Here is a 15,512-nt window from a genome sequence, read left to right on the forward strand (position 1 = left end):
CGAAACCCGAGCTATTATCCATAGAAGTCGCCTGCCTCGCCATGATACGTCTCGCTGACACGATGGAGGGCGGGGCGCCATGCCTGCCGTTCAGGGACGACATCATGCCGCTGGGTCTGGCCATTCCCCTGGCGCTCGCCGTGCTGGCTGGCGTGCTGGTGGGTCATCTCGTCATGCCGGGAAGCGCCGAGCTGCTCGCGCTCGCCCTCCTGGCGGCTCTGGCCGGGCGCCGCCCGCGACTCGCGCTGGGACTTCTGGTGACGGCCCTGGTTGCCGTGCAGCTGCTGACGCTGCGCGGCGGCGAGCTTGCCCCGGGCCTGACTCGTCAGGACCTGCGTCTGGAGGGCTCGCTGATCTCGGTGCGCCGCGATGCGGGTCTCGCCCGCGTGGTCCTGTCGGTCGACGCGTGTCGCGCCGCGACGGTCGGACTGCCGGCCTGTGAAGATCTGACGCGGGTGCGTCTTTCCTTCTTCGAGGCCCCCGACCTGGAGGCAGGCGAGCGATGGGGGCTGACGGTGCGCCTGCGCCCGCCATCCGGTTTCGCCAATCCCGACACCTTCGACTACGGTGCCTGGCTGCGGCGGGAGGGCATCCAGGCCAGCGGCTACGTGCGTCGCAACCCGCCACCGGTAAGGATCGCCGAAGCCGATGTCTCGCTGCGCCGGCAGGCCCTCGACCACCTCGATGCCCAGGCGCTACCGGATCGCCAGGCGCGGTGGCTGGCGGCGCTGACCCTGGGGGCCAGCGAACGCCTCGAGCGCGCCGACTGGGACCTGCTCAATGCCAGCGGCACCACCCACCTGGTGGTGATCTCCGGCCTGCATGTCGGGCTGGTGGCGACCTTCGCCCTGTGGCTCGCGCGGGGCGCGGCGCGGCTGATCACGCCCGGGGCCTGGCGCCTGGCGGTGTGGCCCTGGTGGCTGGCTGCCGCCTCGGCGGTGGGCTACGCCGTGCTCGCCGGCCTTGAGCCGCCCGCGCTGCGCGCCATGATCATGACCCTGGTGGGGCTCTGGGTGGCCAGTGGACGACACGCGCCCGGCCCCTGGCAGGCCTGGTGGCTGGCGCTGGCCCTGGTGCTGTCGGTCGATCCGCTATCGGCCTGGCGGCCCGGTCTCTGGCTGTCGTTTTCCGCCGTGGCGCTGCTGATCCTCATCTGGCAGGGGAGAGCCCGTCCGCGAGGGTTGTCCGGCTGGCTTTGGGCCCTGGTGCGCACTCAGCTTTTGCTGGCGCCGGTGATGGCCGCCGCCGTGCTGCTGGCCTTCGATCGACTGGCGCCGACGGCACCTCTGATCAACCTGGTCGCCGTGCCGCTGGTCAGCACGCTGCTGGTGCCCCTCGGGCTGCTCGGCTGGCTCACCGCCTGGCTGCCCCCGCTCTCGATGCTCTGCTGGGATCTCTTCGGCCTGCTGGTGGATGCCCTGGCCACGCTGCTCGAGTGGGCGGTCGCCCGGCTGCCGCTGTGGCGGCCGGACCCGGCGCGGGTGGTGCCGTTTGGCCTGGCGCTGGGGCTGGCCGGCCTGCTCTGGGCGCTGCCGGGCCTCGCGATGCGCCTGCGCCTGGCGGCCACGGCGGCGCTGATGCTGGTACCGCTGGGGCTTGCCTCTGCACCGCCGATGCTCGCCGACGGGCAGCTGCGGGTCCGGATTCATGACGTGGGCCAGGGCCAGCTGATCGAGCTGCGTACTGCCGGCTATCGGGCCCTCTATGATACCGGTCCGCGCTTCGCCTCGGGCTTCATGCCGCTGGCCGCGCTGTGGCCGCCGGGCCAGCGCTTCGACGATGTCATCGTCAGCCACGCCGACCAGGACCATGCCGGCGGCCTGCCGGCACTGCTCGACGCGCATCGAGTGCGGCGCATCCTGGCGCCTCCCGGCGAAGACGTGGGTCGGCCGGCCAGGCCCTGCACGGCGGGGCGACGCTGGCGGCGTGACGGGGTCAGTTTTCGCATCCTGTGGCCGCCTCGGGAGACCGCTGGGCTCTCCGCCAACGATCGCTCCTGCGTGCTGCTGGTCAGCGTCGGTGACCAGCGGCTATTGATCACCGGGGATGTCGGCCGCGAAGCCGAACGGCGCTTTCTCGACGAGGTGGCGCCGGGAATCACGCTGCTGGTGGCGGGCCACCACGGCAGCGCCACTAGCTCCGGGCTGCAGCTGGTGCGACGCCTGGCGCCGCGCCACGTGATCTTCAGCGCGGCGCGCCACAACGCCTTCGGCCATCCGGCGGATCGCGTCGTGCGTCGCTTTCGCGAGGTGGGCAGCTGTCTGTGGAACACCGCCCAGGACGGCGCCGTGACCCTGTGGCTCGGCGACGGGGCGCAATCGCGGCTCATCACCGCGCGGCCGGCCGCCTGGCGGCGCGGCGGTGTCGAAGGCGGCTGCCTTGCGTTAGAATCGCCCCACTGATGCCGGCCCATGGGCCGGTCATACCCGGGGAGAACGCCATGGACATGATGGATGCCCTGATCGCCGGCGGCTGGTTGATGGTGCCGCTGCTGGGCTGCTCGCTGCTGGCCTCGGTGATCATCATCGAGCGCCTTTGGACCCTGCGCGCGCGCCGTATCGCCCCGGCCGGACTGGGTCAGGAGGTCTGCCACTTGATGGCGCGCGGTCAGATCAACCTCTACTGGCTGGAGGCACACTCGCCCTTGGGCGGGGTACTCGCCGCCGGGCTGCGCAACGCCCGACTCGGCCATGAGCAGGTGCGCGCCCGGCTGCAGGAGGCCGCCACCGCGGTGATCCACGACATGGAGCGCTTCCTGAGTCCGCTGGGCACTATCGCTGCCATCACGCCGCTGATCGGCCTGCTGGGCACCGTGGTGGGCATGATCGAGGTGTTCGCGGTGATCGTCAGCGGCGACGGGGCGAGTCGCACCGCCGATCTCGCCGGCGGCATTTCCCGCGCGTTGGTGACCACCGCGGCGGGCCTGACCGTGGCGATTCCCGCGCTGATGTTTCACCGTTACTTCCAGCGTCGGGTCGAGGACATCACCGTGCGCATGGAGGAGCAGGCCGGCCAGGTGGTCGAGTACCTCGCTCACTATCCCGGCGAGCTGGTGCTGGCCGAACGCCGTGCCGACGAGGTGCAGTCTGCCTCGCGCGGCAACGAGCAGCGAGAGGCGGATGGCCGCACTGCGCCCGGGGTGAAATCGTTGTGAGGTTCTCCCGGCGGCGACGCGACCCGGTGGAGGTCAACCTCACGCCGCTGATCGACGTGGTCTTCCTGCTGCTGATCTTCTTCATGGTCTCGACCACCTTCGAGACTCGTCAGGCGTTGGAACTCGAACTGCCCGAGAGCGCGAGCGGCCAGCCCATGGAGGCCGGCCCGGTGATCCTGGTGGTCACCGCCTCTGGTGAGTATCGCCTGGATGATCGAACGTATTCCGCCGGGACGCTCAGTGATGCCCTGGCGGCACAGGCCGAACAGGCCCGCGAACATGGCCTCGTGGTGGAGGCCGACGGGCGGGCCGCCCATGCCGACGTGGTGCGCGTGCTGGACCGGGCCGCCGGTCTCGAGATCCGGCACGTTCGCATCGCCACCGAGGCCGTTGCAAAACCTCAAGCGGAGACACCGTGATCGAACATTCCGGCTGGAACCTCTACAAGCGCCTGCTGGGCTATGTGAAGCCCTACTGGCGCGCCTTTGCCCTGGCGATCCTGGGCTACGTGATCTATGCCGCCTCGAGCACGGCACTTGCCGAGATGATGAAGCGACTGATCGACGGCATCCAGAACCCGGACGCGGCCTTCCGGCTGTTCCTGCCGCTGTTCGTGGTGGGCATGTTCGCAGCGCGCGGCCTCGGCACCTTCCTCGGCACCTATTTCATGAGCAGCGTGGCCCGCAACCTGGTGCATGCGCTGCGCTGTGACGTCTTCAACCACATGCTGCATCTGCCCGGGCGCTTCTTCGATGCTCACTCTACGGGGCACCTGATTTCCCGGGTGACCTACCACGTCGAGCAGGTCACCGGGGCCGCCACCAAGGCGGTTACCATCCTGCTGCGCGAGGGCCTCTTCGTGATCGGCCTGGTGGTCTACCTGCTGTGGACCAACTGGATGCTGACCCTGCTGTTTCTGGCCGTGACGCCGCTGATCGGCGGCGTGGTCAGCTACGCCAGCAAGCGCTTCCGGCGTATCTCGCGGCGCATCCAACGCTCCATGGGCGACGTCACCCACGTCGCCTCCGAGGCGCTCTCGGGCTATCGGGTGGTGCGCACCCACGGCGCCGAGACCTTCGAGAAGGCGCGTTTCGAGAGGGCCAGCGAGGTCAATCGTCGCCAGAGCATGAAGGAGGCGCTGACCAAGGCCACCAGCACGCCGGTGATCCAGCTGCTGGTGGCGCTGTCGCTGGCGCTGCTGGTGTGGCTCGCGATGTCGCCGGCGCTGCTCGATGAGATGACGCCGGGCGAATTCGTCGCCTTCATCACCGCCGCGGCCCTGATGGCCAAGCCGGTGCGACAGCTCACCGAGATCAACAGCGAGATCCAGAAGGGCATCGCCGCCGCCGGCGAACTGTTCGGGCTGCTCGAGGAGCCCCCCGAGCCCGACACCGGGACCCATGAGCCCGGTCGCCTCGAGGGGCGAGTCCGCTTCGAAGGGGTGCGCTTCGCCTACGGTGACGACCAGCCCGAGGTCCTCAAGGGCATCGACCTGGAGGTGGCGCCCGGCGAGATGGTCGCCATCGTCGGCCGCTCCGGCAGCGGCAAGTCGACCCTCGTCGGCCTGCTGCCGCGCTTCTATCGCCCCACCGCGGGACGGCTGTTGATCGACGGGGTGGAACAGGGCGAGTACCGCCTGGCCCCGCTGCGCCGCCAGATCGCCCTGGTTTCCCAGCAGGTCACGCTGTTCAACGCGAGCATCGCCGACAACATCGCCTATGGCGTGTCGGGGGCCGACCCCGCCGCCATCGAGGCCGCGGCCCGGGCCGCCCATGCCCACGAATTCATCGAGCGCATGCCGCACGGCTACGACAGCGTGGTGGGGGAGAACGGCGTGATGCTCTCCGGCGGCCAGCGCCAGCGCCTGGCCATCGCCCGGGCGATCTTCAAGGATGCCCCGCTGCTGGTGCTCGATGAGGCGACCTCGGCGCTGGATACCGAATCGGAACGCCACATCCAGGCGGCCCTGGAGGAGGTGTGCCAGGGCCGGACCACCTTCGTCATCGCCCACCGCCTCTCGACCATCGAGCGGGCCGACCGCATCCTGGTCATGGAGCAGGGCGAGATCATCGAGCAGGGCTCTCACGACGAGCTGCTGGCCCGCGACGGCGCCTACGCCGCGCTGCATCGGCTGCAGTTCCAGGAGCCCGGGCCGGCATGACCGGCCTCGGCGAGCGCTGGCTGACGGCGGCCTACCGCGGCGACGCCTGGCTTGCTGCCCTGCGACCGCTGGAGGCGCTCTATCGCCTGGCCGTGCGCCGTCGTGCCGCGGCCTACGCGTCGGGCCGCAAGGCGGTGTGGCAGGCCCCGGTGCCGGTGATCGTGGTCGGCAACATCACCCTGGGCGGCACCGGCAAGTCGCCGCTGGTCGCCTGGCTGGCCCGCCACCTGGCCGAGCAGGGCTGGTCTCCGGGCATCCTCTCCCGGGGCTATGGCGGTCGCAGCGAGCACTACCCGCTGCTGCTGGACGCCTCGACCCCGGTCACCGCCTGCGGCGACGAGCCGCGCATGCTGGCCGACCAGACCGGCCTGCCGGTGGTCGTGGATCCGGACCGGCCGCGCGGGGCGAGGCGCCTGCTCGAGGCCGGCTGCGATATCCTGCTCGGCGACGACGGCCTACAGCACCTGGCGCTGGGCCGCGACCTGGAGCTGGTGGTGGTCGACGGGCGGCGCGGCCTGGGCAACGGCCGCTGCCTGCCGGCGGGCCCACTGCGCGAGCCACTTTCGCGGCTCGACCGCGTGGATGCGCTAGTGATCAACGGCACGCCGGCCTTCACGCCGCCGCCCGGCGCCCACGCCATGGCCCTGGAGCCCGCCGCCTGGCGCCGCCTCGGCGATGGCCAGCGCCGTCCGCTCTCGCCCTTGCCCTTCGAGGGGGCGGTGCACGCCATCGCCGGTATCGGCCATCCGCCACGCTTCTTCGCGACCCTGGCGGACCAGGGCATCGAGGCGATCCCACATGCCTTCGCGGATCACCACCACTACACGGCCGACGATCTGGTCTTCGGCGACGATCGACCGCTGGTGATGACTGCCAAGGACGCGGTGAAGTGTCGGGGCCTGGCGCCCGACGAGAGCTGGGTCCTGGAGGTAGAGGCGCAACCCGATGCCGCCTTCCGCGCCTGGCTGGCGCAACGGCTGGACGCCCTGTCATCATCTTACCCGACGCCGGGCGAGGCCCGGGCGACGAACTGAATCACCACGAGGGGGAGTAATGGACAAGGAACTTCTGGCAATGCTGGTCTGCCCGCTGTGCAAGGGCAAGCTGAAGTACAACCGCGAGGCTCTCGAGCTCGAGTGTCGTTTCGATAGCCTCGCCTATCCGATCCGCGACGGCATCCCGGTGATGCTGCCCGAGGAGGCGCGCGCCATGAGCGTCGATGAGACGCTGCACGACTCTCCGGGACGCACGGGGGAAGAGTGATGGGCGACGCCGACTCCTTCATCGCGGTGATTCCCGCACGGCATGCCTCCTCACGCCTGCCCGGCAAGCCGCTGGCCGACATCGCCGGCGAGCCCATGGTGGCGCACGTCTGGCGGCGCGCCGGCGAGAGTCGCGCCGGGCGGGTGGTGGTGGCCACCGACGATGAGCGCATCCGCGAGGCTCTCGTGCCGCTGGGCGCCGAGGTGGTGATGACGAGTGACGATCATCCCTCCGGTACCGACCGCCTGGCGGAAGTGGCCGAACGCCTTGGGCTGGCCGACGACGCCGTGCTGGTCAACGTGCAGGGCGACGAGCCGCTGATTCCGCCGCTGCTGATCGACCAGGTCGCGGCCCGGCTGTTCGACGATCCCGAGGCGTCCATCGCCACCCTGGCCGAGCCGATCAGCGACGTCGAGACACTCTTCAACCCCAATGCGGTCAAGGTGGTGCGCTCGCTCTCCGGGCGTGCCCTCTACTTCTCCAGGGCACCCATCCCCTGGGATCGCGAGGCCTTCGCTCGGCGCCCTGAGCTGCTCGAGACCGATGCCTGGCTGCGCCACATCGGCCTGTACGCCTATCGGGTTGGCTTTCTCGCCGACTATCGCGACTGGCCCCCGTCACCGCTGGAACGACTCGAGCAGCTCGAGCAGCTGCGCGCCCTGCACCACGGCCATGCCATTCAGGTCGCCCTGGCCCAGGTGCCTCATCCGGCCGGCGTCGATACCGAAGCGGACCTCGCGCGGGTGCGCGAGCTGCTCGCGGGCCATGACCCTTCGGGAGGCGCCTGATGCGTGTGCTCTTCGTCTGCCTAGGTAACATCTGCCGTTCGCCGACCGCCGAAGGGGTCTTCCGCGCCCATCTCGAGCAGGCCGGCCTGGCGTCGAGGGTCGAGGTCGATTCCTGCGGCATCGGGCCCTGGCACGTGGGCAAGGCACCGGATGCCCGTGCACGGGAAGCCGCCATGCAACGCGGGATCGACCTGTCCGATCTCAGGGCGCGACAGCTCGCCGTCGAGGACTTCGAGCGTTTCGACTACGTTCTCGCCATGGACCACGACAACCTCGCCGCCATCGAGGCGCACCGCCCCGCGTCCAGCGAGGCGGTGGTCGCGCTGTTTCTCGCCTTCGCCGGCTGGCCCGAGCGCGCCGTGCCCGACCCCTACTTTGGCGATGAGGACGGTTTCGAGGCGGTGCTGGACCTGGTCGAGGCGGCCTCCCGGGGGCTGCTGGTCGATATCGCCTCGCGCCTGGAGGCCTCGCCTTGAGCCTGGCGCTCCACACCGATCACGCCCTGACCGATGCCAACACGCTCGGGCTGCCCTGCGTCGCCGAGCATCATGCGGCGCCGGCGACCCTGGCCGAGTTGCGCGAGGCGCTGGCCCTGGCGCAGCGGCACGACTGGCCGCTGACGGTGCTCGGCGGCGGCAGCAACCTCATCCTGCCCGAGCGACTCGAGGGGCTGGTGATCCAGCCGGCCATGGGGCAGTGGTGGCTGGAGGAGCATGGCGACTCAGTGCTGGTGCATGCCGAGGCGGCGGTGCCGTGGCACGCGCTGGTGATGGCCCTGGCGCAGCGTGAGCTGTGGGGCGCCGAGAACCTGGCGCTGATTCCCGGCCACTGCGGGGCGGCGCCGATCCAGAACATCGGCGCCTACGGGGTCGAGCTGAGTGATCTTCTCGAGTCGGTGCATCTGGTGCATCTCGACGACGGCCGCGAGGCGGTGCTGTCGGCCGCCGACTGCGCCTTCGGCTATCGAGACAGCGTCTTCAAGGGCGCGCTGGAGGGCCGGGTGGTGATCACGCGGCTGGTACTTCGCGTGTCGCGGACGCCGCGTCCACGGCTTGGCTATGGCGACCTGGCGAGCCGGCTAGATGCCGAGCCGACGGCGCTGGCGGTGGCCCAGGCGGTCTGCGCGATCCGGGGCGAGAAGCTTCCCGACCCGGCGACGCTCTGCAATGCCGGCAGCTTCTTCAAGAACCCGTTGGTCGATGGCGAGCGCGCCCGCCGACTGCTGGCCGAGCATCCCGCCATGCCGAACTTTCCCCAGCCCGATGGTCGCGTCAAGCTGGCGGCCGGCTGGCTGATCGATCGCTGCGGGCTGAAGGGGTGGCGCAGGGGCCATTTCGGCGTACATGACCGCCAGGCCCTGGTACTGGTGCACTTCGGGGGTGGCAGTGCCGACGAGCTGCTCGGCTTCGCCGGCGAAGTAGCTGCCCGGGTGCGGGAGCGCTTCGGCGTCAGCCTCGAACGTGAGCCTCGGTGGGCTGGAGTCTAGGGCCATAGACATGGGGCGGGAGATTCGCTCCACATCGAGCTGACCGTGACCCTAAACGACAACGCCCGCAGCCATGGCTGCGGGCGTTGTCGTTGGGGGCAGGGCAGGGATCAGCCCTGCTTGCCCTCCTGAGCCTTGGCCTCCTGCTCGCGGCGGCGGATCTCGCGCGGATCGTTGTGCGCGCGACGTCCCCGACGACGAGAGGCCTTGGCGTCGGTCTGAGGCTCGTCTTTCACCTCGGCAGGCTTGGATTCACCCGGCTGCTCGACCTTCTCCTCGACCTTGGTCTCTGTCGGCTTCGGCTCGGGCTTCGCTTCGGTCTTGGGCTCGGCTTTCGGCTCAGCCTTGGACTCGGCGGGCTTAGGCTCGGGCTTCGCTTCGGTCTTGGCTTCGGCTTTCGGCTCAGCCTTGGCCTCGGCTTTCGGCTCAGCCTTGGGCTCGGCGGGCTTCGGCTCGGGCTTCGCTTCGGTCTTGGACTCGGCTTTCGGCTCAGCCTTGGCCTCGGCTTTCGGCTCAGCCTTGGGCTCGGCGGGCTTAGGCTCGGGCTTGGCTTCGGCCTTCTCGTCAGCCTTGTCCTCGGCCTTCGGCTCAGTCTTGGCTTCGGCGGCTTTCGGCTCGGCGGGCTTTGACGCGTCCGGCTGTTCGCCCTTGGCCTCGACCGTTTCGTCGGACTTGGCTTCGATCGGCTTCGGCTCGGGCTTCGCTTCGGTCTTCGCGTCAGCCTCGGCTTTCGGTTCGGGCTTGGCCTCGGCTTTCGGCTCGGTCTCGGCGTCGCTCTGCTTGGACTCGGGCTTGGAGTCGGCCCTGGAGTCGGCCTTGGGCTCGACCTTCTCGCCTGTCTTGGCCTCGGTCGGCTGCTGCTCGGCCTTGGCCGGTGCATCGCCCTTGGCCTCTGTCGCTACCGGTTCGGCCTTGGGCGCCTCAGCGGCCTCGGCCTGCAGGCGCTGCTGCTCGGCTTCTGCCTTGGGATTGATGGCGTGCTTGCGGGTGCGGCTTCGCGGGTTGTTGCGGGACCGCTTCGGCTTGCCATCATCGACCGGCTCGCTGGCCGCCGGCGTCTCGGCGCGCTTCTCGCTCGGCTTGTCGGCTACCTTATCGGCCGGCTTGTCGCTCGGCTTCTGGCGGCGTGCGTCCTCGCGGGGCTTCTCCTCGCGGCTCTTGTCGTCGCGCGGCTTGTCATCGCGGGGCTTGTCGTCACGGCCCTTGGGCGCTTCCTGCTGGCGCGGTGCCTGGCGGTTGTCGTCCTGGCGTCCACGTCCACGGCCGCCACGGTTGCCGCGTCCCTCGTTGGCGGTGGACTTGCCCTCATCGCGCCCGCCCTCCTGGCGAGCGGGGCCGCGACGATCGTCATTGCGCTGCCGGCGCTGGCGGCCGCCGCGGCTGCCGCGATCGTCGTCACGCGCGGCGGGCTTGCGCGCCGTCTGGTCGCTGGCGGTCGACGACTCGCTGCGGCGAGCGGCGGGTTTCTTCTCCTGCTCGGTGGGCGCTTCGTCGCCGCCGAGCAGCTTGGCCAGTCCCTTGACCAGGCGTCCCAGGACGCCGCCCTCGGGCTCGGCGGCCGGCCGCGCGGTCGGCGCCTTGGCCGCCGGTGCCTTGGCGCTGGAGGCCTTGGGCGCGCTGGGCTTGCTGGCGGCCGGGGCCTTGGCGGCAGGTGCCGGTGCCTCGGCCTCCTCCTTCTGCAGGGAGGCGGGGGCCGGCTCGTGGTGGATCACCGTCTTGACCGCGGCCTCGGCGCGCTGTATCGGCTTGCCGAAGGCGGCCTCAGGCTCCTTGCCCACTTCGCTCTCGGTGGAGAGCTCATGGCTGGAGAGGTTGGCGGTGCCTTCCTCGTCCACGTGGTCGTCGCGCAGGCGCTGCACGTCGTAGTGGGGCGTATCCATGTCGGGATTGGGCAGCATCACCACCCGCACGTCCTGGCGACGCTCGATCTCGGCCAGGACGCTGCGCTTCTCGTTGAGCAGGTAGGTGGCCACCGGCACCGGCAGGATCGCGCGGATCTGGGCGCTGCGCTCTTTCATGGCCTCTTCCTCGATCAGACGCATGATCGAGAGCGAGATGGAGCGCACGTCACGGATGGTGCCCTGGCCGTCGCAGCGCGGGCAGACCACGCCGCTGGTTTCGCCGAGCGACGGGCGAAGGCGCTGGCGAGACATCTCCATCAGGCCGAAGCGCGAGATGCGGCCGATCTGCACTCGCGCGCGGTCGAGCTTCAGCGCGTCGCGCATGCGGTTCTCGACCTCACGCTGGTTGCGTGCCGGGCTCATGTCGATGAAGTCGATCACCACCAGGCCGCCGATGTCGCGCAGGCGCAGCTGGCGGGCGATCTCGTCGGCCGCCTCGCTGTTGGTCTGCAGGGCGGTCTCCTCGATGTCGCTGCCCCGGGTGGCGCGCGCCGAGTTGATGTCGATGGAGACCAGCGCCTCGGTGTGGTCGATGACGATGGAGCCGCCGGACGGCAGCTTGACCTCGCGCTCGTAGGCGGTCTCGATCTGCGACTCGATCTGGAAGCGCGAGAAGAGCGGGACCTCGTCGACGTAGAGCTTGATCTTCTGCTGGTAGGAGGGCATCACCTGGCGGATGAAGGCCAGCGCCTCCTGGTGGACCTCTTCGCTGTCGATCAGTACCTCGCCGATGTCCTGGCGCAGGTAGTCGCGCATGGCGCGGATGATGACGTTGGACTCGCGGTAGATCAGGAAGGGGGCCGCGCGCTTGCCGGCCTCCTCGGTGATCGATTCCCACACCTGGATGAGATAGTCGAGGTCCCACTGCAGCTCCTCGGGGGAGCGACCAATGCCGGCGGTGCGCACGATCATGCCCATCTTGTCGGGCACGGTCAGCTGGCCCATGGCCTCCTTGAGCTGGCTGCGCTCCTCGCCCTCGATGCGCCGCGAGATGCCGCCGGCCCGCGGGTTGTTGGGCATCAGCACCAGGAAGCGGCCGGCCAGGCTGATAAAGGTGGTCAGCGCTGCGCCCTTGTTGCCACGCTCCTCCTTGTCGACCTGGACGATGACTTCCTGACCTTCCTTGAGCACTTCCTTGATGCTGGGGCGCCCGGAGGGCTCCTTCAGGAAGTAGTCGCGGGAGACCTCCTTGAGGGGCAGGAAGCCGTGGCGGTCGGCACCGAAGTCGACGAAGGCGGCTTCGAGGGAGGGTTCGACGCGGGTGATCTTGCCGCGGTAGATATTGGCTTTCTTCTGTTCCCGGGCACCGGATTCGATGTCCAGGTCGTAGAGGCGTTGTCCATCGACCAGCGCGACGCGCAGCTCTTCCGGCTGGGTCGCATTGATGAGCATCCGTTTCATGTCGTCTCACAAATATGGACGTGCCGGATGGTGGTCAACGACGGAGGCGAACCGCTGGCTGCAGCGTGCCTGTGCTCAGCGCATGTCGCGGATGCGGTATAGCGCCCGGCCGCCCCGGAGCATCCTTGCACGATGGATCCGACGCGGCATGATCATGTTGAGTACGGGGCGGTGGCAGGACATGTCACGGTGGGACATCGCCCATCCGGTTCTGCGGTCACCGCCAACACCTGGCATTCATCGATTCGCCAACGCCGGCCTCCGGCACGTTGTTGTACGTATCCCGTGGTCTCCGGTCATGCCTCAGCGGGCGCGATCGGAGCCGGGCGTGGCGTAGTATCGTTTGCTTGTCGGCGGCGGGACCTCGGATTGGCGAGGATCTTCGCGGCCCGATCTTTTCGCCTCGGCCTGCGTGTCTGTCGTGCAGGCGCTCTAGCGGGTCGTCACGACCCATTGAGGCGAGTCGGCAATATACCAGTAACGGGGGTGGCCAGCAATTGGCGCAGGATGGTGCACACTGCGTTAGAATGCGCCTTTCGAGCGGTTTTTCAGTGGAGTGGCGGCATGGCCGAAGGGCGCGACGTGCAGTGGGTGGAAGTGACCGAGGGTCAGGTCGGCCAGCGGGTCGACAACTTCCTGTTGACGCGCATGAAGGGGGCGCCGCGAGCGCTGATCTATCGCATCGTGCGCAAGGGCGAGGTGCGGGTGAACAAGAAGCGGGTCAAGGCGGATACGCGCTTGGCGCTGGGCGACCTGGTGCGCATCCCGCCGCTGCGTCTCGCGCCACGCGAGGCGGTGCGCGAGGTCAGCGACAACCTGCGTAACCTGCTGGCCGGCAGCGTGCTGGTGGAAGGGCGCGATTGGCTGGTGATCAACAAGCCCTCGGGGCTGGCCGTGCACGGCGGCAGCGGGGTCAAGATCGGCCTGATCGAGGCGCTGCGCCAGGTGCGCGAGGATCTCGACTTCCTGGAGCTGGTGCACCGCCTGGATCGTGATACCTCCGGCTGCCTGCTGCTGGCCAAGTCACGTCCGGCGCTGCTGGCGCTCAACGAGTCGCTCAAGCAGCACCGCATGGACAAGCAGTACCTGGCCCTGGTGGCGGGTCGCTGGCCGGCGCGTCGCGACTTCGTCAGCGCCAGGCTCGACCGCTTCGAGCTCGGCAATGGCGAGCGGCGGGTGCGGGTCGACTCGGCCGGCAAGGTGGCCCGCACCCGCTTCGCGGTGCGCGAGACCTTCGATCGAGTCACGCTGATCGAGGCCGAGCCGGTCACCGGACGGACGCACCAGATTCGCGTACATGCCGCCCATGCCGGGCATCCGCTGCTCGGCGACGACAAGTACGGCAGCCGCGAGAGCCAGCGCCTGGCGTCGGGTCTCGGCATCTCGCGGCTCTTCCTGCATGCCGCCTCGCTGACCTTTCCCGAACCCACCAGCGGTCGCCCCGTGCAGATCAAGGCACCGCTGCCCGACGAGCTTGAGGCGGCGCTCTCCCGAGCGCGCCAATCTCGCTGACAGGAGATCTCATGCGTTATCGACTGGCCATCTTCGACTGGGATGGCACTCTGATGGACTCCATCGCCCGTATCGTCTCCTGCATGCAGGCGGCCTCCCGGGATGCAGGCCTGGGTGAGCTCGAGGCGGGCGCGGTGCGCAACATCATCGGTCTCGGCCTGCCCGAGGCCATCGCCACGCTCTGCCCCGGGATCGATGCCGAGCGGGCCGAGCGGCTCAGGGCCCGCTACGCCTACCATTTCGTCGAGGGAGACGTCACGCCGATGCGCTTCTATCCGGGCGTCGAGGCGGGACTCGCCCGGCTGCGCGGACGGGAGGGGCAGCAGCTGGCCGTGGCTACCGGCAAGAGCCGACGCGGCCTGGATCGCATCTTCCGCGAGAGCGGCAGCGGCGGCTGGTTTCACGGCAGTCGCACCGCCGACGAGACCCTCTCCAAGCCGCATCCGCGCATGCTCGAAGAGCTCCTCGTCGAGCTCGGCGTCGATGTCGACGAGGCGGTGATGATCGGTGACACGGAATACGACCTGGAGATGGCCAGGGCGCTGGGCATGGATCGCATCGCGGTGACCTGGGGCGTGCATGCCCCGGACCGGCTGGCCGTCAGTCGCCCGGTGCTCACCGCCGAGACGGTGCCTGAACTCTTCGACTGGCTTCACGGCTAGCTCTTTCATTTTCAGGTCCGCCACGACCCGCCCGACAACGATCAGCCCACCAGGGGAAGGATTACCATGAGCGACGACGACAAGCGGGATGACCGCTGGACGACGGGCCCTGAGCTGACGCCCGAGCAGGCGCGCCAGGCGCGTGAGGGCTCGCCTGCCGATGCCGCGGCGGCTGGTGTCGAGCCGTCCGGCGACGAGGATGCCGAGACGCTGCGCGAACGCCAGCGCCTGGCTCAGCTGGCGATGATGGATCGCTGGATCGACGGTGTGCTGGTCGAGCAGCGCCGCTCGCGGCGCTGGAAGCTGTTCTTTCGCTTCTTCTTCGCGCTGCTGATCCTGGCCTCGCTCTCCACCACCTTCTATGGGCTCTTCGTGGCGCCGGGGGCAGCGGCACCTGCCGGGCGACACCTAGGCGTCGTCGAGATCAAGGGCGTGATCGACAGCGAGTCGCCGGCCAGTGCCCAGCGCGTCATCGAGGGGCTCGAGCGAGCCTGGAGGGCCGAGCAGACCGAGGCGGTGGTGCTGCATGTCAACAGTCCCGGCGGCAGTCCGGTGCAGTCCCAGCGCATCTTCGATGCGGTGATGCGGCTGCGCGAGGAGGGCAACAAGCCGATCGTCGCGGTGGTCGAGGACATCGGCGCCAGCGGCGCCTACTATGTGGCGGCCGCGGCCGACGAGATTGTCGCCGCGCCGGCGAGCCTGGTGGGCTCGATCGGGGTGATCCATGCCGGCTTCGGCTTCGAGGAGGCCATCGAGCGCCTCGGGGTCGAGCGTCGTGTCTTCACCGCCGGGGAGAACAAGGCCTTCCTCGATCCCTTCTCCACCGTCGCCGAGGCGCAGCGTGACTTCTGGCAGGAGGTGCTGGCGACGACTCACCGGCAGTTCATCGACGACGTTCGCGCCGGGCGCGGCGACCGCCTGGCCGATGACGAGCGGCTGTTCAGCGGGCTGATCTGGACGGGTGAGCAGGCCCAGGCGCTCGGCCTGGTGGATGAGCTGGGCAGCCTGGATACCCTGGCGCGCCGCTTCGAGGGCGCGCGGCTGCAGGACTACACGCCGCGCCTGGATCCGTTCGAGCGGATCTCCCGGCAGTTCGGCCGAGTCGCCGCCGAGTGGGTGGGGCTCCCGCAGGCCGAGACGCCGGTGCGCTACCAGCTGCCGTAAGCGACGCTCGATGCCCCGCG

General features: G+C 69.5%; 13 protein-coding genes. 12 read left to right on the forward strand and 1 reads right to left on the reverse strand.

All coding sequences use genetic code 11. The features are described from left to right. Positions 1-104 precede the first annotated feature (104 nt). From RSO68_RS13180 to murB, 9 genes are read left to right on the forward strand one after another with little or no spacing between them, the layout of a single operon-like run. Positions 105-2,402 (forward strand): DNA internalization-related competence protein ComEC/Rec2, encoded by a 2,298-nt coding sequence (locus tag RSO68_RS13180; RefSeq protein WP_315586898.1) that lies wholly within the window; start codon positions 105-107, stop codon positions 2,400-2,402. Between the two features lie 38 nt (positions 2,403-2,440). Next, positions 2,441-3,154 (forward strand): MotA/TolQ/ExbB proton channel family protein, encoded by a 714-nt coding sequence (locus tag RSO68_RS13185; RefSeq protein ID WP_245781418.1) that lies wholly within the window; start codon positions 2,441-2,443, stop codon positions 3,152-3,154. Further along, positions 3,151-3,573 (forward strand): ExbD/TolR family protein, encoded by a 423-nt coding sequence (locus tag RSO68_RS13190; RefSeq protein ID WP_315586899.1) that lies wholly within the window; start codon positions 3,151-3,153, stop codon positions 3,571-3,573. Before RSO68_RS13185 ends, RSO68_RS13190 begins: the two co-directional genes overlap by 4 nt. After that, the gene (msbA, locus tag RSO68_RS13195) at positions 3,570-5,315 is read left to right on the forward strand and encodes a lipid A export permease/ATP-binding protein MsbA (RefSeq protein ID WP_390882408.1); all 1,746 of its coding nucleotides are present in this window, start codon (positions 3,570-3,572) and stop codon (positions 5,313-5,315) included. The genes RSO68_RS13190 and msbA overlap by 4 nt, the downstream gene beginning before the upstream one ends. Beyond that, positions 5,312-6,349 carry a tetraacyldisaccharide 4'-kinase gene (gene lpxK, locus RSO68_RS13200; RefSeq protein WP_315586900.1) on the forward strand — a complete coding sequence of 346 codons (1,038 nt, stop codon included), beginning with the start codon at positions 5,312-5,314 and terminating at the stop codon, positions 6,347-6,349. Before msbA ends, lpxK begins: the two co-directional genes overlap by 4 nt. Before the next feature lie 19 nt (positions 6,350-6,368). Beyond that, positions 6,369-6,578 carry a Trm112 family protein gene (locus tag RSO68_RS13205; protein ID WP_089846156.1) on the forward strand — a complete coding sequence of 70 codons (210 nt, stop codon included), beginning with the start codon at positions 6,369-6,371 and terminating at the stop codon, positions 6,576-6,578. Continuing rightward, positions 6,578-7,366 (forward strand): 3-deoxy-manno-octulosonate cytidylyltransferase, encoded by a 789-nt coding sequence (kdsB, locus tag RSO68_RS13210; protein ID WP_315586901.1) that lies wholly within the window; start codon positions 6,578-6,580, stop codon positions 7,364-7,366. Before RSO68_RS13205 ends, kdsB begins: the two co-directional genes overlap by 1 nt. Then, positions 7,366-7,842, forward strand: a complete 477-nt coding sequence (locus RSO68_RS13215) for a low molecular weight protein-tyrosine-phosphatase (protein WP_315586902.1) — start codon at positions 7,366-7,368, stop codon at positions 7,840-7,842. Before kdsB ends, RSO68_RS13215 begins: the two co-directional genes overlap by 1 nt. Then, positions 7,839-8,852, forward strand: coding sequence for a UDP-N-acetylmuramate dehydrogenase (gene murB / locus RSO68_RS13220; protein ID WP_315586903.1), 1,014 nt, complete (start codon positions 7,839-7,841; stop codon positions 8,850-8,852). The genes RSO68_RS13215 and murB overlap by 4 nt, the downstream gene beginning before the upstream one ends. Positions 8,853-8,962: 110 nt before the next feature. Here murB and rne read toward each other — a convergent pair whose 3' ends face one another. Beyond that, positions 8,963-12,154, reverse strand: a complete 3,192-nt coding sequence (rne, locus tag RSO68_RS13225; protein WP_315586904.1) for a ribonuclease E — start codon at positions 12,152-12,154, stop codon at positions 8,963-8,965. A gap of 564 nt (positions 12,155-12,718) precedes the next feature. Between rne and RSO68_RS13230 the strand changes: the two genes are divergently transcribed. The 3 genes from RSO68_RS13230 (at position 12,719) to sppA (ending at position 15,492) form a co-directional block, all read left to right on the forward strand. Continuing rightward, positions 12,719-13,666, forward strand: a complete 948-nt coding sequence (locus RSO68_RS13230) for an RluA family pseudouridine synthase (protein WP_089846167.1) — start codon at positions 12,719-12,721, stop codon at positions 13,664-13,666. Between the two features lie 11 nt (positions 13,667-13,677). Further along, positions 13,678-14,328 (forward strand): HAD family hydrolase, encoded by a 651-nt coding sequence (locus RSO68_RS13235; RefSeq protein WP_089846168.1) that lies wholly within the window; start codon positions 13,678-13,680, stop codon positions 14,326-14,328. A gap of 66 nt (positions 14,329-14,394) precedes the next feature. Next, entirely contained in the window at positions 14,395-15,492 is a 1,098-nt protein-coding gene (gene sppA / locus RSO68_RS13240) for a signal peptide peptidase SppA (protein WP_315586906.1), read from the forward strand. Positions 15,493-15,512: the final 20 nt, after the last annotated feature.

It is taken from the genome of Halomonas saccharevitans, from assembly GCF_032333995.1.
GTDB classification, from domain to species: Bacteria; Pseudomonadota; Gammaproteobacteria; order Pseudomonadales; family Halomonadaceae; genus Halomonas; species Halomonas saccharevitans.